The sequence below is a fragment of the Blautia sp. An81 genome (genome assembly GCF_002161285.1).
GTDB lineage: Bacteria > Bacillota > Clostridia > Lachnospirales > Lachnospiraceae > Blautia > Blautia ornithocaccae.
Genome location: NZ_NFHH01000022.1, coordinates 21168 through 38881, shown reverse-complemented (window position 1 = coordinate 38881; position 17714 = coordinate 21168). Strand labels below are relative to the sequence as shown.

The window sequence follows — 17714 nt, the reverse complement described above, 5'->3', positions numbered from 1 at the left end:
ATCATCTTTTCCTATATGAGTTACCTGAAAATTGCACCCCAAAAGTTCCAGATCAAGGTCGTATCGAAAAAAGCGGAAATCGAGGACTATATCCAAAAAATCCGGGAAGAAGCCAGTCAGGAAAAGGATGAGCGGTGCAGAATGCTCCAGGAGGATTATATAGAGCTGCTCCGGACGCTTGGTACAAAAGAAGCGATTACCAGGCGGTTTTTCCTGGTTTTTGAATATCAATCTCAGAACGGCAGGAAAAACCCAGAGGAGCGGGATGTATACCTGTATATGAAATCCACTGTCCAGACGGCAAAAAAATACCTTGCTTTGTGCGGGAACGTTGTATTGGAACATGAAAATGAGACCAGGTTCCTGGTTGAGACGTTTTACCAGATCTTGAACCGGAAAACCAGTACAAAAGAGAGCCTTGAGGACCGGATCCGGAAGGTAAGAGACTACTATCTAAGAGAAAACGGGAAGGAAAGCATCGCCAAAATTCCGGTGACTGAGCTGTTTGCTCCGGAAACGATAAATTTCAAAAAGTGGAACTCGGTAGTGATTGACGGGGTATACCATACCTACCTGTTTATCCCATCTCAGAAATACCGGACAAGGGTACCGGCCGGCTGGCTCTCCCTTTTGATCAATGCGGGCGAAGGGATTGATGTGGATGTGTTTTTCTTCCGGCAGGACAAGGCGAAGAGTTTGGAGAGGATCGGCAGGAGAATCCGTCTGAACCGTTCCAAGATCAAAGACGCTTATGACACGAACAGAGATTTTGACAACCTAAATGAATCCATCCGTGCCGGATATTATCTGAGGCGTGGGCTTACTGGGAATGAAGACATTTATTACATGGCAACGCTGATTACCATAACCGGGTATAGCGAAAAGGAAGTGGAATGGCGCTCAAAGGAGATGGCGAAGCTTTTAAACTCCCAGGATATTGGAACGGCCGGCTGCCTTTTCAGGGAAGAACAGGCTTTCCTATCAGCCCTTCCGTTACTTGGGCTTGATAAAAAAATATATGCCAAGGCAAAGAGAAATGTGCTGACTTCCGGCGTGGCAGCCTGTTATCCGTTTACTTCCTATGAAATGTCAGACAAGGATGGCATTATGATGGGCGTCAATAAGGCGAACAGCTCTCTGGTGATCTTGGATATCTTTAACACACAGATTTATAAAAATGCGAATATGGTAATCCTTGGAACGTCCGGCGCAGGGAAAACCTTTACCATGCAGTTAATGGCGCTTAGAATGCGGCGGAAAAATATCCAGGTGTTTATTGTCGCGCCGGATAAAGGGCATGAGTTTGCCAGGGCATGTACGAATATCGGCGGCGTATATGCGCAGATTTCTCCTGCCTCATCGAACTGTATCAATGTTATGGAGATCCGCCCGGCGGATACAGCAACCAGTGATCTCCTGGACGGACATGCAGCGGAACGCTCTGCCCTGGCATTAAAAATTCAAAGCCTCCATATTTTCTTTAGTTTGTTGATTCCGGACATGAATTACGAAGAAAAGCAGTTACTGGATGAGGCATTGGTTATCACTTACCAGGAAAAAGGGATTACCCATGACAACCAGAGCTTGTTAGATCCGGAAAAGCCAGGAGCTTACCGGAAAATGCCGATTTTAGGTGACTTGCAGGAAGTCCTGATGCGGAAAGAGGAATGCAGGCGCATGGCAAATATTTTAAACCGACTGGTTCATGGATCTGCATCCAGTTTCAATCAGACGACAAATGTGGACTTGAATAACAAATACGTGGTGCTGGACATTTCAGAGCTTTCCGGGGATTTATTGCTTGGGATGTTTGTGGCGCTTGACTTTGTCTGGTCGAAGGCAAAAGAGGATCGAACCGTGGAAAAAGCGATTTTTGTGGATGAGGCATGGAAGCTTTTGGCTTCCAATGAACTTGCAGGCGAGTACCTTCTGGAAATTTTTAAGACCATCCGGGCTTACGGGGGAGCCGCTGTCTGTGCTACGCAGGATCTGGCTGATTTCTTTGCTCTGAAAGGAGGAAAACTCGGACGGGGGATTTTGAATAATTCGAAAACGAAAATCCTTTTGAATATGGAAAATGCAGAGGCAGGGCTGATACGGGAAGAATTGGATCTTTCTGAGACCGAGATGAATTCGATCATCCATTTTGAACGGGGAAGCGGCCTGATATCCACCACCAACAATAATTTGATTGTGGAATTTCGGGCAAGCCAACTGGAAAAGGATCTTATCACAACAGACCGGAGGGATCTTAAAGAGTTAAAGAGCAGGCTGCAGAGATATGGGGCAGATGCTTATGGGAGGAGGCGGGAAGAGAAAACGTAAAAAGCGAGGCGTCATTTATGACGTATAGAATGACGTTTTTAATACGCATTATTGAAAAATCAGGGTATTTTTCCTGTTATCCGTCATAAATGGCGCATGGAAGGTGTATAGAATACGCCATTTATGACACTTAAAATCATGAAAGAAAGGATGCAAAAACAGATGGAAAACAAACAAAGAGCCGTGGAACGTGAACTCCGTGATTTAATCCAGAAATATAACGTGCTCTATAAAAGCCAGATCTATGAATATTTTGCAAAGGACGGAAGGGAACAGTTTGTCGGACGGGCGCTAAAAGCACTGGAAAAGGAACGGGAGATCTGCATAAACCAGGAATTAAAACTGGCAGCGATCAGCGAAGAATACTATAGTGTCCGGGAATACGGTACGATGCAGAGCGTCTGGGCATTGATCGGAATTATGGGGCAGAAAAAGGTAGAACAGCATTTTCTGGCTGCCGCGGAGGAATATCCGGTCCGTATTATTTTTGTAGGGGATGGTGAGATTTACGATATCCTGTACATCTCGCAGGAGGAAGTCAGCCTTGTGAATCATCTGTTTTCCAGAAAGCGGATTGATGGATGCGGGCATATCGTTGTGGTGGATGACCCTGCGTATATCCCAGACATTCAGATACCGGACGCGGTTGGTTTTTGCACGGTAAAGGAGGATGGGAAAATCGAGTATTACCGCTTTGACGGGTGAGGGGGACGTATTCGGCAAATTGAAAGCGCAGATGGACCGGGCGCAGGAGATGACGGGACGGACGGAAAAACTGCTGGCAGAGGCCAGAGGCCTTCTTCATGCATATATCCGGCAGAAACGGAACCTGCAGTACAGCAATTATTGCGATATGGTACTGGAGGTTTCAAAGTGTAGCGAAAAGCTGACGGAAATGCTGAGGAGACTGGCTTTGGAGGTTACATTGGATGAGGAAAAGTATGAAGATTATAAATCGGATCTTGTGCTGATCCATGGGATTGAAATTGTGTATACCGCAGGCGTTTTGAAAGTTTCCCTGCCAGTTTTGGTTCCCCACAGGAAAGAGAGCTACACCGATTACCTGTACAAACCCCTATATACGGCATGCAGGCACTGGTGTATGAAACAAGCGGAAACCGGGGGAACCATACCGGAATTTGAAAAGAGTACCGTATGTTTTGAGCATAGATATGACAAGACATTGCCGCTTGCAAGAGTCAGGGATCATGATAACCTGGAAGAGAAACATGTACTGGATGTATTGGCAGGTTTTTTCATGCAGTCAGACAATGGCCTGTATGTGGATACCTACCATGTGACCAGATTGGCGGAGAAAGACCGAACTTGGATCTATGTCATGGATTCGTGTTGTTTTCCAGCGTGGCTGTCAAGGTTTCATCAGCCGGAGGGTATCGAAAAAAGTCCTTAAACCAAAGACTGAAAATACGATAGGGGATGGAAGAGAAAAAGGCTGGTAACTTCACGGCTTCGGAGAAGAAACGCAGGCGGGATCTTACCCAGGTATTCCACGTATAGGGTACAAAAGCGCGCATTCAACCGAAAGGGGAGATTTGGTTATGAAAAAGCAGGACTTACTGCTGATAATGATTGCAATTTCCGGAGAACTGCCGGTCAGGCTGGCAGGCAGGGTCGTTTCTTCCGATTCCTATGCGGCGGCATTGATTACCAGCTTGAAGCAGCGGGAGTATATTTCAGTACGGAAGGGAGGAGGATGCAGAGGCTATGTATTAAGGACTAAGGGTAAACGGTATTTGCTGGAGAACTATCAGGCGGATACGGCGTTTTTTCTTGAAGGGGCGTCAGAAACAAGCCATGTAAAAAGCGAGCTGAGGAAACGGGAGCGCCTTCATCGGATGAGCGAGGTATGGGTCTTTTTTTATAAGACGGGTGTGTGCGTTTTCCAAAGCCAAAAGCCTGCAATGGGTGGAGGCATTGGAAGCAGCGGGGTGGAAGCGTACTACGGAAGTCTGGAATACAAAAACGGCAATGATGCGATTAAAGGTTCCAGAGCCTGTGGTGTGCTGCTGTCCGGGATATCTGCCTATGTGGTTTATAACACGCGGGAGCAGAGAATGAAGTGGGCCAAGAAAATGGAACGCTCCATGCGTGTCTGGACGGAGAAACTGTTGCTTCGGTCCGGCAGCTTTAAAGGGGCAGATGCGCTTATCCTGGGGGAATCGCCATCATTCCTGATAGATTTACTGGAAAGTGACGGAGGAGTAAAAAAGAACCTGTTTCAGGTGGATGATGTATATGATCGGTATTATTATGTTCCCATGTGCGAGGAAGCGAGCGTACAGATAGCTCTTTTATGTGATACGGATAAGAGAAGACGCCTTTACCGGTTTCTGGAAGGCGTCTTATCCCGCAAAAGGGATAAGGAATTCTCCGTTTGTGACGGATATAACGCAGACGGGAATCCCGTTTATTTTTGTCTGGAACTGGAAATGCATAAGCTATCCAGGATCAAACAGGACGCCGGATGGAAACAGGAAGGGACAGTGTTCTGCCTGGACTATCAGGAAGAGACACTTCAAAACTATTTTGGGGAGGGGATGAAAATACAGGCAATACTCACGAAGCGTCTATGTGAGTATCTGCGTCAGGACGCGTAGCGTAGGCGTCCAACCAACGGCAGGAGGTGCTGCTGTGAAAAATGCATTTGAGACCGGATGCAGCGCGGTAGACCGGATGGGAAAGCTGCAGATTACCGGAAACATCATCCCGGTAGCCTGGTACCAGACAATCCGCAAGGAGACAGGCAAGCCGAACCTAAATGCGATCATTATTTTGGCTGATATTGTTTACTGGTACCGCCCCATTGAGGTAAGGGACGAGGCAAGCGGCCAGTTGATTGGGTTCCGCAAGCGTTTCCATGCGGATATGCTGCAGCGCAGTTACCAGCAGTTTTCTGAACAATTCGGCTTAACCAAACGGGATGTCACCAATGCGGTGATAGAACTGGAAAAGCTTGGTGTGATACAGAGGGTATTCCGAACGATTGAAAAAGGGGGCCGCCTGATCCCTAATGTCCTGTTCTTAAGCCTGGACGTTGACGTACTGGAAAGGTTGACGTATCCAGAAACACAGGAAAACCATGCTCCGGAGAAGCCAGGATGGGGGTGTCCCCGATTTCAGGGGGATGTGTCACCGAAATCGGGGAGATATCCCACCCAAATGGGGGAACCCCTCTCCCTGAAAACGGAGAGGGATCTCTCCAAAATCGGGGAGACAAATACAGAAATTACCTACAAAGAATACAGCGGAGAATCCAATATCTTATCCATCGAAAGCGCCAGGGAACTGGTAAAAATGCAGATCGACTACGTAGCGCTGAAGCATGATGAACCGTATGACGAGCGGATTGATGAAATATTAGGGATCATGACGGATATTATGACATCCACAGCGGAGTATATACGGGTCAACAAAGAGGACAAACCAGCGGCGGCGGTAAAGGCACAGTATGCTAAGCTGACCAAAATGCACGTGGAGTATGTTCTGCACTGTATGGATGGGAATAAAACGAAAGCCAGGAATATCCGGGCGTTACTGGTTACCGCGTTGTATAATTCGGTCAACACCATGGGCTGTTATTATAAAAACCTGTATCTGTACCATCAGTCCGGTTGGGGAATGGAAGATATGGGAGAAAAAAAGGGGGGAAGTCAAAGTAAAGAAGAGTAGAACGTGGAAGGCATGGAAGCTCCTCCTGTTTATCGTGGGAGGAGTGATTTTGGCTTTTTATGTTGGAGGCTTTTTATCCACACTGTTTTCGGAGGCAGATGTTATCTTAAATCCGGCTGTGTGTATCAGACGGGGCGTGATGACGCTGTCCGGCCTGCAGGCATCCGCGGCATCCGCCGTGCTGTTCTTTGCTGTTGCTGTATTGATCGTGTTTCGGGGAAAAGGGAAGGGGGAAGAGGATGAACGAAATTTCCTTATCTCGGAGCAGGGCACCTACGGTACAGCTGGTTTTATGAAGCAGGAGGAGCTGTCCCAAATCCTGAGGACAGACCGGGATACGGAACCGGTGGCGGGGATCATTTTTGGAAAGGAGCTTGATACTGGGCGAATCATCAGCCTTCCGGTAGACTCAAGGTTAAACAGGAATATTGCCGTATGCGGTTCACAGGGGTCTATGAAGTCCAGGGCGTTTGCCCGTGTTATGGCGCTGCAGTGTATCAGGCGAGGAGAAAGCATGTATCTGACAGATCCCAAATCAGAACTGTATGAGGATCTCTGCGCATACTTGAAGGAGGAAGGGTACACGGTTAAGCAGCTGAACCTGATCCAGCTTATTCATTCTGACGCCTGGAATTGCCTGGCAGAAATTGATGAAGGGGAATTGATCGATGTGTTCTGTGATGTGGTGATCCGCAATACCACGGATAAATTCGACCATTTTTACGACAACGTGGAAATGGACCTGCTAAAGGCCCTGTGTCTATATGTGTATGAGGAATATCCAGAGGGGCAGAAAACCTTTCCGGAGGCGTATAAGCTTTTGCTGAATAAAAGTGTGGAAGCTCTTGACGCGATTTTTGAGAGGCTGCCCGGGAACCATCCGGCGAAAGGTCCTTATCAACTGTTTTCCAAGGCGGAAAAGGTAAAGGGTAACGCTGTATTGGGACTGGGGACAAGGCTCCAGATTCTGCAGAACCGGCTTGTCCAGCAGATTACCAGCTATACAGACATTGACCTGGCACTTCCGGGAAAAGAAAAATGCGCCTATTTTTGTATTACATCTGACCAGGATTCCACGTATGATATGCTAGCAACGCTGTTTACCAGCTTCCTATGTATTAAACTTGTCCGGTTTGCGGACAAAACAGAGGATCGCAAGCTGCCTATCCCGATGAACTTTATCTTAGATGAATTCCCCAACATCGGCGTTGTCCCGGATTTTAAGAAAAAGCTGGCAACAGCCAGATCAAGGGGGATTGGGATGAATATTCTTTACCAGAATATCCCGCAGCTGCAGAACCGCTATCCAGACAATCAATGGGAAGAGATCCTTGGCGGATGTGATTTTTCTATTTTTCTTGGATGCAATGACATGACTACCGCCACATATTTCAGTGACAGGAGCGGGGAGATTACAGTGAACGTATCCTCTGTGCGTAAAAATTACCATACCATCCGGGCAACCGATTATGTGCCGGAATATTCCGAATCTACATCAGTGGGAAAACGCCAGCTCCTGCTTCCGGACGAAGTGCTGCGTTACCCTTTGGATCAGGGAATGCTGATCATACGTGGACATAATGTGCTGCGGTTTCGGAAGATGGACTATACCGAGCATGCGGATGCAAAGAAACTTCATATGGAAAAGGTCGAGGAACATATTCCAGGGTGGTATAAAAAATGGGAAGAAGAGCAGCAGATGAATGAGGCAATGCAGCAGGCAGGAAAAGAAATGTCCGAAGAGGAGATGGCAACGCCGGAGGAAACCGTCCTGGCAGTGGACACGAAGATGCCAAAGAAAGAGAAAGCAAGGAACCGGAAAAACGAAAAGGTCATCCTGAAAGTCGAAGACCTGTTTTCGCAACAGGAAAGGAGTGAGTGAGCTGGGAGTTCAAAGGATTGGATTAAAGGAGAATCCCCTGATCCGGTACAGCTTTTGCTATCTTTTAGCTGCGGAATTTGGCATGATCATCCCAGGGGATGATATCGGCCTGTTGGAGCTGGCGTGGGACTGCATCGAAGTTTATGATTCTTTACAGTCCTTTCTGGAGCTTAGCGGATGGGAAAAGGATAACCCGGATTGCACGGACTTTGCATATCTGTCCGAGCATCATATATGCAGACAGATTGCAGGAAAATATCTATATTTTTCACAGCTGAAATTTGAAGACGGGAAGGAAAAACTGGCGCGAGCAAATTGCGACGGATCTGCGACAGGATTGCGTCAGCGGTGATATTGACATCCGATTCGGGCTATTATAAAATGATATGCGTAAAGAAGGCACCAATGAAAGCGGCTTATTGAAAAGCGGCTTTTTTTGTGCCTTTTTTCATTAAAAGATTGGAGGGGAAATATGGCAGAAGCAAGGAAAGAAGCAACCACTTTAGCTTTGGAAAAAGAAGTTCCCAGAGCTGCCCTTGACGGGGTGCTGACAATCGAAGTGGATTCAAGGGTTGAAAGCCTGGAAGAGCAGGAAGATGCCAGATGGCACCAGCTTTTAAACGCGCACCGGACCAGGAAAATCCTGACAGGGGAATTGGGAGGCGTGGAAAAATTAGAGAGCGGATGGGTTGTGGCGATTACCTATTACAATGGATTCCGTATCATTATCCCAATGAGTGAAATGATGATCAATTTGAATGGGGATGGGAGGGAAAACTCGGATACTTTGAACCGCCAGACCAGGATCGCCAATAATATGCTGGGCTGTGAAATTGACTTTATGATCAAGGATCTGGACACAGAGACCAAAAGTGTCGTGGCATCAAGAAAAGACGCTATGCTGAAAAAACGCCAGACGTTTTATTATGCGGAGGAAGGAGAGAAACCCATGCTGTATCCGGGACGTATGGTACAGGCAAGGGTGATCGCAGTTGCGGCAAAGGCGGTCCGGCTGGAAGTATTTGGCGTTGAAGTTTCCGTTCGGGCAAGGGACATGGCTTGGGAATGGATGGTGGATGCATCGGAAAAGTTCCAGATCGGCGACCTGGTCCTTGTAACCGTCAATGAGATCCGTCAGAAATCCGTGGAGGATATTTCGATATCCGTAGATGCGAAAAGCGCAACGGCAAACACAAATAAAGACAACCTGAAAAAATGTCACAAGCAGGGAAAATATGCAGGTACGATCACAGATGTATATAAAGGGACTTATTTTATACGCCTGGATATCGGTGTAAATGCGGTAGCGCATTCCTGCAATATGCCAAGCCTGCCGGGAAAACGGGATAAGATCGGATTTGTAGCAACACGTATCAATGATAATTATGAGGTCGCGGAGGGGATCATAACCCGGCTGATCAAGCGGGCCCAATAAAAATTTGTAATTTTTTTTGAAAATACTGTTGTCACAGAAAAAACGGATTCTTTAGAATGCAGGGTACCAGAACAAAAACGAAAAGGGGGATGTGCAATGTCAAGGAAGAAAAAGAACCGGCAGGAAACGATTTATTGCCCATACTGCAGGCGCAAAGCCGTGCTCCGTCCTACCGCATACGTTTACGGAAACGATAATCTAAATCCGGAAGGTTTCCTGTACGTATGCTCCGGATATCCACAGTGCGATGCCTATGTAGGAGCGCACAAGGAAAGCCTGCGCCCCAAAGGGACATTGGCAAACGGTGCCCTTCGCCATAAGAGGATCCTTGCCCACCGGGCCCTGGATGCCATATGGAAGGAAGGCTACATGACAAGGCACAGTGCGTATATCTGGCTGCAGAACCGGCTCAATCTCCGGGAAAAGGATATGCACATCGGAATGTTTTCGGATTATTTATGTGATGAAAGCATCCGGGAATGTACAGAGTATCTGCTGGCACGCAGGTCTGAGGGGCGGTCAGCTCCAGGTTCAGGCAACAGAAAAAATACGGCATAGAAGGGAGTGATTGATTGCGGCTATTTTAAGGCTGAAAGCATCCGAGGATGATGTGTACCGGCTGATGGACCGCCGGGAGCATTGCTGCCTGGCGGTGGCATTATGCAGTATTGCGGAAGGAGTCTGCATGTATCTGCTGATCTACCAAAAGCGGTGCTGGGATCTGGCGTATCTGTGCAGCGTGCTTGGCGCAACCATCGTTCTTCTGATCTGGCAGGTGCATAGGTGCGGCAAACGAATTATGGAGGCGGAGCACTGTTACCTGGAGCTGGATGAAAGCAGCCTGGCGGTTTGTCAACCGGAAAAAAACGGACATTATGAGGCCTGCCGTATTTTCTATGACGAGATCGAAAAGATTGTGGAAGGAAGCAGGAGAGGTGTGCCGGAGTTTTATATTGTACTCCGGGAGCAGGATAACGAACGGAAAAGCTTTATCCTTTTGGATGATGCGGAGCAGCAGCGGCATATATTCTGTGTCCGTTCCTTTGGGTACGGCAACCTTACGTTTACCGATTTTTACCGGAAACTGCGGTGGATGGTACCAGGCCAGGTTAGGATTATCGGTACCAGGAAACAGAAAGTATGGAACATGAGGAAATCCCATGCCGGGGTCTGCATTGCTGCCGGTATGGTATTAGGTTACGCGATCCCTAAGATTATTGAGATCATGGAATTATTTTAGGAGGAGTTTGCTATGAAGTGGTATACAGCAATCGGGGTAAAGTGCTCAGGGGCAGACGGACGGTTTTATGTGAAAACCGGTCAGGAGGAAAAAATTTTAAGCGGTATGGAAATACAGATTTGGACAAGTCTGTTATGGGCCATTTGTGAAGAAAGCGAGATCTATGAGAGAGTACAGGGACTTATGAAACTTGCTTTTGGTGTAGAAGAACGCAGAGAGGCTGACAGGGAAGAATTCCGGTACTGTTTCCGGCGTCTGGAAAACAGGGGGCTTATTTGCCCCTGTGAAGGAAAAACTGCAGAGGAAGCAGCCCTGAGTCTGATGCGCCGCGTAACCATGGTACGTGTGAGGATCACCACGGCAGAAAGGTTTAAGCTTTTCTGCAACAGCCTTGGAATGGGAAGAGGACTGCGATTTTCCATGAGAGCTTTTCGGAGGGAGGAGTTTACGGAAAAGGAAAAACGCCTTGTTGAAATTTTAGAGGAGAATGGAAGGCTTGCCTATCATTTAAGAAAGCTGGAGGACAAGGCAGAGAAAGTGTCCTCCCTGGTGGGAGAACCGGATGTTTCCTTTTGCGCATCCGTGCAGAAAGAGTTCCTTGCCGAGGTGATCCGGCTTTATGGGAAGAAACAGTTGTTTATAGAAAGCATTCAAGGGGAGGCGATGAGAGAAAAAGATGAAATGGAACAATATGCAGCGGCTGCTGGAATGGATCTGTAAAAAGTGTGCACCAAAATGTGATATACCGGTGGCTTTTAAAGACGGGGTACTCAAACTGAGTATCCTGTCTTTATTTTTCCTGCTGTTAGGGATCTTCATGGGGAGGGTCATGGAAAGCCCTAGATTTCTTTTTTGGACGGTGATTTTAAGCCTGCTGTTTTTTGGAAAAAGTATCTGGCTTGTGCATATCGCATCCAGCGGAAAGTATGAGATGATTGAAGGGACAGTCAAGGAGACAAAGGGAAATAATGCAGCCGGCAGGTTTCAAAAAATAAGAATTACAAAAACAGACGGAACCGAAACGGAGCTGCTGCTGGGGAAAGAGATAAGAGTCCAGGCAGGAATGGCCTACCGATTCTATTTCAGCAGACAGGAGACGGCATTGTCTGGGATCAAGACCCTGGATGCAGCGTTAAACCTTGGTTCCTTTTATGGACTTGAAAAAGCCGGGGATGGGAAGTAAGAGGCGTGGTCCGACTCCATGCCGCCCTGATCGTGCGCACAGCACGAAAATATTTAGAAAAGGAGCGTGTGAATATGGCAAACACAGTAAACGGGACAGTAAAATGGTTCAGTGTCAGGAGGGGATACGGTTTCATCAGTGATGCGGAAGGCGTAGATTACTTCGCGCATTTTTCCCAGATCAAACAGGACGGGTTTCGGAAATTGTCTTCTGGACAGCCGGTGATGTTTGAAGTTGGGGAAGATGGGAACGGACGGACGCTGGCGCTGAATATTGTACCGCTTGCACAAGAAGGGGAAGCCGGAGCAGAGATGCCAGGGTAAGGAGCCTCCCCGATTTTGATGGGAATGTGGTGTGGCAGGACCACACCATATTTACCCATCCTTTTGAAGAATAACACAATATATAGAATAATATGTTTGACAACCACAATATATTGTGGTAGTCTTAAGTTGAATTAAAACTTTACCGCCTATTAGCAGGCAGAGATTTTAATTTTGTTCCGGGCATTCCGGAAGCATACTTTTGGGTGGAAGCCCTAAAAGAACAAAGAATAGCGCAATCCATAGGAAGATACAAAGAGAGAAGCTTCTTTTTGTGTCTTTTTTTGTGCGCAAAAACCGGAAGGGAGGTAAGGGACAGGGGATCAAAGCCCCGTATGCATGGAAAAAAAGAACAAGCAAAGGAGGAAACGAATGGTAACGGTTAAATGGGAAAAAATCAATGAATTAGAAATCGGGCTTTTGATGGAGATGTCAGAGGATGGGTATTCATTTTGTGTGGAAGATGGAAAAATCCAGAGTATCAGCCTGCCATCCTAAAGGAGGAGGCTTATGTATTACAAAGATGATTTTGAAAAAGAATTCCGTGAGGAAGTGGATTTCCACAAGTATTTGGAAGAGGTGGACGCCCGTGCAAAATGGGTGCGGGTGCCAAGCAGGAGCCTGAAAGTCCTGGTTGCGTCCGGCAATGAGGAGTGCTGCACTCCAGTGGAGCAGGTAGATATGGAATCTATGATGGAGGATACCAAACAGCACACCGGCCTGCTTCTGAAATTTCCAGGAGGGGTTTACCAGCTTGGCTCTACAGCCATAAAGACCCTGAAAGGGCGTGCCCGCATTGACGGTACCGCCCTGGCGGATGTAGATCGGAAAACCTTGGCGCAAATCCTGAATCAATGCCTGAAAGTCGCAAAAGGAAAGGCGCTTTTACGGTTATTTGAAGGCAAGGTACGGGCAGTCTTATCCGGGGATGAAAGAGATTATTCGATCCTTTCCATGCCGGATGTCTATATGGTTTCCTCCGCTTACCTGAATGGTGATTTTGAGCAGACAAATTTCCAGCTTGGGTATGCGGATCATTCTACGGCAAATGCCATATGGGAGCTGCAGGATGAGAGGATGGAGAAAGTTTACCGGGATCTGCTGGCACAATACGGGAGATACACGGAAGAAAAATTAAAAGCGGCAGTGCGTATTACCACCTCCGATGTGGGAGCGTCCGGGGCGAATATTTTTTACTCCCTCCAGGGAGAAAACCGTTCCATTATCCTGGGGGAGGCGATGAAGGTACGCCATAAGAACTGCAAAGGGATCGAAGATTTCGCGGAGAACGCAGAAGCGATCTGCACCTATTATAAGGAGGTGCTCCGGGGAGTTTTAAGGCTTTGCAATATCCATATCCAGCATCCGGCCAATACAATGGCAGGTGTCATGCGTAAAACCGGGTTCAGTAAAAAACTGATCGCAGAAACCGTGGAAAGTTATAAAGCGTCTGTTGGTGAGGAAGCCTGCACTGCTTATGAAGTTTACTGCGGAATCTGTGAGGCATTGTCGATAGCGCGGCAGAACGGTGAAAACGAGCGGAGCCTGCTGAAGATGGAAGAACGGATCGCAAAATGTGTATCAAAAAGATGGATCGATTTTGATATTCCAGGGGAAGTGCAGTATTAAGCCACACCTGGGACATCCAATGGGAGGAGTCCAATGAAAAAAACGGTAAATGTAAGCAGCGGAAGAGAGGTAGCGGTGGCTTGGATGGACTATTACCTGAACAGCTTTCAGCTCCATCACGATAAGGCGGTGGAAGCGTTGGCATCCCAGCCAAGCAATGTGCGTGAAAATCTGACGTATCTTGGTTATGCATGGTTAAAAGCATTGTCCGAAATCTGCTATTTTGACGCGCGCAATGAGGCGTCGAAACGTCTGGCAGATGACATTATAGGACAGGTAAGGCAGGAACCCAAGCTGCACCAGCTTTCCTATGATGGAACTACGGAAATCGAACTGGACTGCCGCGATGATGAGCAGGCAGCCTGGCTGTTGCGATGTTACCTGTGCGCAGACAGTGGTAACAAGTATCAGAGTTTTTTGGACCACGCCATTTATTCTCACCGTACCCTGCAGCAGAACCTGACCCGCTTTTTTCTGGAATGGTTTGTCAGGGCCGCCAAGCTGGATCGGTCTTCGTTCCTGGAAAACGCGGGGGTTTACTTACGGGGCTGCGTACTGCCCTTTATTTGAGAGGTGAGCGCGATGGCAAGCCTGCCGGACTGGATTTTAGAAGGGATCAGGACCAAGGAATTGTATGAGTGGCTGAACTACGGCGGCGAACTGGTTGGCTGGTTTTCCAACCAGCCATTTGCCAAAGCGATGATCGGCAGCCTGCTTCTGATTTATGGGAGCGGCAATGACGCGGAAACGGATTTCATCCAGTACCATACCCTGAGGCTTTGCGGGATTTTCCGAATCACGGACAGATGCCTTTACGAAGTATCTCCGATCTTATATCAGGTATTTGGGATACCAGAGGAATTTTGCTTTCCGGATAAAGAATACCTTCGGGATGAGCTGGAGGAGAAGGTGACGTACCTTGGAAGGCAGATGCTTTTGCAGGAGCGGGAACGCCTGATGGCCGAATCCGGTTTTCAGGTAAAACAGTTCCTGCCACGGATCGACAAACAGCAAATCCGTCTGGCAGCAAAACGGTATGTTCAGATGGGAAAGCATTCCGGGGATATTGCCTATGAGCCCAGGTTCCGGTTCGAGGAGCCCGGAGGGTTTTCAGATGCTCTTATGCTTCAGTATTTGGACGATGAAACCAACACGGTCCGGAAGACGGCGGAAAACTGGCTGAAAAAAAGCATCGCCGTTATCATCCAGAAACAGATTTACTATGGATGCATCCGGGAAGAGCTGTCTGAGATGGAAGCAGCCGCCGCACACAAGAAGCGAGCTGCATAATGGCCGACCTGAGAGGATGGAACGCGAATAAGAAAGAAATGGAGGAAACGAATCGATGAGTAAATACAGCTATATGAATTTGAACCAGAAGATGATCAAAATCAGGAAGAAGATCCCTGCCCTTATCCGGAAACGCTACAGCGAGGACGTGGATTACGATTTCGTAAAGCTGGATGACATCAACCAGTTTTTAACACCGGCTTTGAACAAGTACGGCGTGGATTTTGACATCCTGCGGGAAATCCCCACGCAGCAGGATGCGTCCGGACATGCCCAGTTCCTCATGCAGGAAGGGAACCTGTGGAGGTATGAGGCAGACCTTGAAATCTGCTGGACCAACGCGGATCACCCAGAAGAGCGCAGCTATTCCGTCCTGCATTTGGTAGGGACGAATGATGTGCCGGATAAAGCCAAGGGAACGGCCATGACTTATGGATTAAAATATTACCTTTTAAACAAGTTCAATATCCCGCAGAACGGAGACGATGATCCGGATATGAAGGGGAAGCAGACGGAACCGCCGGAAGCGAAAGCAGAGGAACCGAAAAGCAAAGCAAATCCTTCTAAGAAGAATCCTGGTGAACAAAAAACAACGAAGGAAACAGCCTTTCCTGTGGAAGCGGACTTGGAAGAAGGCCTTGGAAACGCAAAGGATCGTTTTTCCGGGAAACCAGATGCACATGGCCGCAATGGAAACGCGGTATCCGCAGGAGGAAGAAACGCGGAGAAACAGCCTTCTGCGCCGGTCAGTGAAAAGCAGGACAGGAAAAGCCAGAATGCGGGGAAGATGACCGCAGAGAAGATGGACGGCCCTAAGAAACAAAAAGAGACAGACGAGGGAAGAAAGACCGTACCAGAGGAAAGCAGGCGGGAAGAGACGCCGGTTCATTCCTCAAGGGCCATCACACCACCCACACCACCGGTTACGCGGCCCTCTGCTTCAGAAGAGGAGGAAGAGGAGATGGTATTCTTTGAAGCGGAAGATGATGAAGACATCACGAAAAACTCGGAGGAAGAAGATCTGGCAGACGGTTTCCGGAGCGTGACAGAAGAGGACCAGATTCCTTTTGAAGAAGACGGACAGGCAGAACTTGACCTGCATTTGGAAGAGGAAAGGGTAGACAGTGAGGTGGAAAAAGCAAAAGCGGTCATCTGCAATTTTGGTGTACACAGAGGCAGGCCTATGAAAGAATTGCTGGAAACGCCGGAAGGAAGGAAAGCACTGAAATGGCTTGCGGAATCTTATGCGGGAGCCAACCAGAAGATGAAAGCAGCGGCCAAGGTTTTAGTGGAATCAGACATTTATATGAAGGACGCAGCATAACTGCAATCAGCGGGCCCCAAAAAAGGGGCCTTGCTTTTTGGAAAGGAAGGAATCAGCATGGGATACGAAATACCATTTACCATCGCGGATGTGGCGGCTCTTTTGTCTATCCGGCGGCTTCGCGGCGGTAATGAAGACGCGTTTGGAGTGGAGTGTCCTTTTTGCGGGGATACAAGAGGAAAGTGCAATCTATGCGTACAAAAGGACGGTGAAATGAAAAATGTATACCATTGCTATCATTGCGGCGCTGCAGGAAATATGCTTACCCTGTACGCAGACCTGACCGGTATGTGCGGATATGACCGTTACAAAAGGGCGTATCATGAGATCAAAGAGCGCCTGTTTTTAGGGCATGCAAGCGGGGGAATGCGGATCGAAAAACGCACATATCGCAAAAAGCCGGCACGGCCAGACGATCAGCCGGCAAGTGTGAAAGCGGGATACTTGGATCAGGTGTACCGGGAAATGCTCTCCATGCTGGAATTAAGAACGGAGCACCGGGAAGATTTACTCCGGAGGGGACTGTCCCAGGAGGAAGCCATGCGGATGGAAGCGGACGGCTATCGGAGCACGGATGCGGGAAAATCCCAGCAGATCGCAAGGGCGCTTCTTGGCAAAGGGTATTCCCTAAAAGGCGTACCGGGTTTTTATCGGAATTACCAGGGCGATTGGGAGGCTGCTTTCTATCCGTCCAACCGGGGGTACTTATGCCCGGTAAAGAGCGTAGATGGGAAAATCAAAGGTTTCCAGATCCGATTGGATCATCCCTATAAAAAACGGAAATACCTTTGGTTTACCAGCAGCGGGATGGATGGTGGAACCTCCAGTAAAAGCCCGGCAGGCTTATCCGGAAGCATCCGGGATAACACGGTACGGGTGACGGAAGGAATTTTAAAAGCCGAGATCGCCGCTCAAAAAACAGGATTGGCGTATATCGGAATTCCGGGCGTTTCCAATTACAAAGGGCTGTATCAGGTATTGGAGCAGTTAAAAGGTCAGGGCCTAGAACTGGTATATGAATGCTATGACATGGAAAAGATGATGCCATTGGAATGCGGCAGGGATTATGATGCATCCTGCTGGTCGTGTCCCTGGAACCACTTCGCGGTTTCCAGGAGCGAGTGCCCGAAAAAGCGGCAGAAACGGGACTGCATCCGTAAGGGCTGCCTTAAGCTCTACGAAATATGCAGGGAGCTGGATCTAAAGTGCAGCCGTGTGGTCTGGGATACGAATGCCGATGGGATGTGGAACGGAGTATACAAAGGGATCGATGACTGGATCATGTGGGAGGAGCAGAACCGAACCCATTTCGGGACACAGGCCGCATGACAGATGGGGAAGGGCAGGTGCCAGCCGGATGCCAAGAGCCGATGCTTTTGGCGTGCTGAGTCAG

At 48.2% G+C, this 17714-nt stretch carries 19 protein-coding genes; all 19 read left to right on the top strand.

Features of this window, described 5'->3' with window-relative positions; translation table 11 throughout:
• Positions 1-15: 15 nt before the first annotated feature.
• The gene (locus B5G33_RS16015) at positions 16-2325 is read left to right on the top strand and encodes a TraG/VirB4 family ATPase (protein WP_242974733.1); all 2310 of its coding nucleotides are present in this window, start codon (positions 16-18) and stop codon (positions 2323-2325) included.
• A gap of 162 nt (positions 2326-2487) precedes the next feature.
• The gene (locus B5G33_RS16010) at positions 2488-3030 is read left to right on the top strand and encodes a DUF5697 family protein (RefSeq protein WP_242974729.1); all 543 of its coding nucleotides are present in this window, start codon (positions 2488-2490) and stop codon (positions 3028-3030) included.
• The gene (locus B5G33_RS16005; RefSeq protein WP_204247413.1) at positions 2996-3736 is read left to right on the top strand and encodes a DUF6100 family protein; all 741 of its coding nucleotides are present in this window, start codon (positions 2996-2998) and stop codon (positions 3734-3736) included. The genes B5G33_RS16010 and B5G33_RS16005 overlap by 35 nt, the downstream gene beginning before the upstream one ends.
• A 148-nt stretch (positions 3737-3884) precedes the next feature.
• Positions 3885-4943 (top strand): hypothetical protein, encoded by a 1059-nt coding sequence (locus B5G33_RS16000; protein ID WP_087418336.1) that lies wholly within the window; start codon positions 3885-3887, stop codon positions 4941-4943.
• 34 nt (positions 4944-4977) lie between these two features.
• On the top strand, positions 4978-6015 hold the full coding sequence (locus tag B5G33_RS15995; RefSeq protein ID WP_242974728.1) for a DUF6017 domain-containing protein: 1038 nt from the start codon (positions 4978-4980) through the stop codon (positions 6013-6015).
• A 43-nt stretch (positions 6016-6058) separates the two neighbouring features.
• Positions 6059-7897 (top strand): VirD4-like conjugal transfer protein, CD1115 family, encoded by a 1839-nt coding sequence (locus tag B5G33_RS15990; RefSeq protein ID WP_334293394.1) that lies wholly within the window; start codon positions 6059-6061, stop codon positions 7895-7897.
• Positions 7890-8249 (top strand): hypothetical protein, encoded by a 360-nt coding sequence (locus tag B5G33_RS15985; protein WP_087418334.1) that lies wholly within the window; start codon positions 7890-7892, stop codon positions 8247-8249. Before B5G33_RS15990 ends, B5G33_RS15985 begins: the two co-directional genes overlap by 8 nt.
• A 120-nt stretch (positions 8250-8369) precedes the next feature.
• Positions 8370-9332 (top strand): RNA-binding protein, encoded by a 963-nt coding sequence (locus tag B5G33_RS15980; RefSeq protein WP_204247412.1) that lies wholly within the window; start codon positions 8370-8372, stop codon positions 9330-9332.
• Positions 9333-9428: 96 nt separating this feature from the next.
• Positions 9429-9890, top strand: coding sequence for a zinc-finger-containing protein (locus B5G33_RS15975; RefSeq protein ID WP_087418333.1), 462 nt, complete (start codon positions 9429-9431; stop codon positions 9888-9890).
• Positions 9891-9900: 10 nt separating this feature from the next.
• Positions 9901-10572 carry a hypothetical protein gene (locus B5G33_RS15970; RefSeq protein WP_242974727.1) on the top strand — a complete coding sequence of 224 codons (672 nt, stop codon included), beginning with the start codon at positions 9901-9903 and terminating at the stop codon, positions 10570-10572.
• 12 nt (positions 10573-10584) lie between these two features.
• On the top strand, positions 10585-11292 hold the full coding sequence (locus tag B5G33_RS15965) for a hypothetical protein (protein ID WP_087418332.1): 708 nt from the start codon (positions 10585-10587) through the stop codon (positions 11290-11292).
• The gene (locus B5G33_RS15960; protein ID WP_143276542.1) at positions 11249-11755 is read left to right on the top strand and encodes a hypothetical protein; all 507 of its coding nucleotides are present in this window, start codon (positions 11249-11251) and stop codon (positions 11753-11755) included. Before B5G33_RS15965 ends, B5G33_RS15960 begins: the two co-directional genes overlap by 44 nt.
• Positions 11756-11829: 74 nt before the next feature.
• The gene (locus B5G33_RS15955; RefSeq protein ID WP_087418330.1) at positions 11830-12078 is read left to right on the top strand and encodes a cold shock domain-containing protein; all 249 of its coding nucleotides are present in this window, start codon (positions 11830-11832) and stop codon (positions 12076-12078) included.
• 372 nt (positions 12079-12450) lie between these two features.
• A complete protein-coding gene (locus B5G33_RS22235) occupies positions 12451-12576 on the top strand; it encodes a hypothetical protein (RefSeq protein WP_275532829.1) in 126 nt (41 codons plus the stop codon).
• Positions 12577-12588: 12 nt separating this feature from the next.
• A complete protein-coding gene (locus B5G33_RS15950; RefSeq protein ID WP_087418329.1) occupies positions 12589-13707 on the top strand; it encodes a hypothetical protein in 1119 nt (372 codons plus the stop codon).
• Positions 13708-13740: 33 nt separating this feature from the next.
• Positions 13741-14277, top strand: a complete 537-nt coding sequence (locus B5G33_RS15945) for a hypothetical protein (protein ID WP_242974726.1) — start codon at positions 13741-13743, stop codon at positions 14275-14277.
• A gap of 12 nt (positions 14278-14289) precedes the next feature.
• Entirely contained in the window at positions 14290-14997 is a 708-nt protein-coding gene (locus B5G33_RS15940; RefSeq protein ID WP_087418328.1) for a hypothetical protein, read from the top strand.
• Positions 14998-15052: 55 nt separating this feature from the next.
• Positions 15053-16321 (top strand): ERF family protein, encoded by a 1269-nt coding sequence (locus B5G33_RS15935; protein ID WP_087418327.1) that lies wholly within the window; start codon positions 15053-15055, stop codon positions 16319-16321.
• Positions 16322-16378: 57 nt separating this feature from the next.
• The gene (locus tag B5G33_RS15930; RefSeq protein WP_087418326.1) at positions 16379-17650 is read left to right on the top strand and encodes a hypothetical protein; all 1272 of its coding nucleotides are present in this window, start codon (positions 16379-16381) and stop codon (positions 17648-17650) included.
• The last annotated feature ends 64 nt before the right edge of the window (positions 17651-17714 follow it).

Excerpts from the sequence above, each read along its gene's own strand:
- B5G33_RS16015 (WP_242974733.1), top strand. The coding sequence starts at position 16 with ATGAGTTACCTGAAAATTGCACCCCAAAAGTTCCAGATCAAGGTCGTA.
- B5G33_RS16010 (WP_242974729.1), top strand. The coding sequence starts at position 2,488 with ATGGAAAACAAACAAAGAGCCGTGGAACGTGAACTCCGTGATTTAATC.
- B5G33_RS16005 (WP_204247413.1), top strand. The coding sequence starts at position 2,996 with ATGGGAAAATCGAGTATTACCGCTTTGACGGGTGAGGGGGACGTATTC.
- B5G33_RS16000 (WP_087418336.1), top strand. The coding sequence starts at position 3,885 with ATGAAAAAGCAGGACTTACTGCTGATAATGATTGCAATTTCCGGAGAA.
- B5G33_RS15980 (WP_204247412.1), top strand. The coding sequence starts at position 8,370 with ATGGCAGAAGCAAGGAAAGAAGCAACCACTTTAGCTTTGGAAAAAGAA.
- B5G33_RS15975 (WP_087418333.1), top strand. The coding sequence starts at position 9,429 with ATGTCAAGGAAGAAAAAGAACCGGCAGGAAACGATTTATTGCCCATAC.
- B5G33_RS15965 (WP_087418332.1), top strand. The coding sequence starts at position 10,585 with ATGAAGTGGTATACAGCAATCGGGGTAAAGTGCTCAGGGGCAGACGGA.
- B5G33_RS15960 (WP_143276542.1), top strand. The coding sequence starts at position 11,249 with ATGAAATGGAACAATATGCAGCGGCTGCTGGAATGGATCTGTAAAAAG.
- B5G33_RS15955 (WP_087418330.1), top strand. The coding sequence starts at position 11,830 with ATGGCAAACACAGTAAACGGGACAGTAAAATGGTTCAGTGTCAGGAGG.
- B5G33_RS22235 (WP_275532829.1), top strand. The coding sequence starts at position 12,451 with ATGGTAACGGTTAAATGGGAAAAAATCAATGAATTAGAAATCGGGCTT.
- B5G33_RS15950 (WP_087418329.1), top strand. The coding sequence starts at position 12,589 with ATGTATTACAAAGATGATTTTGAAAAAGAATTCCGTGAGGAAGTGGAT.
- B5G33_RS15945 (WP_242974726.1), top strand. The coding sequence starts at position 13,741 with ATGAAAAAAACGGTAAATGTAAGCAGCGGAAGAGAGGTAGCGGTGGCT.
- B5G33_RS15940 (WP_087418328.1), top strand. The coding sequence starts at position 14,290 with ATGGCAAGCCTGCCGGACTGGATTTTAGAAGGGATCAGGACCAAGGAA.
- B5G33_RS15935 (WP_087418327.1), top strand. The coding sequence starts at position 15,053 with ATGAGTAAATACAGCTATATGAATTTGAACCAGAAGATGATCAAAATC.
- B5G33_RS15930 (WP_087418326.1), top strand. The coding sequence starts at position 16,379 with ATGGGATACGAAATACCATTTACCATCGCGGATGTGGCGGCTCTTTTG.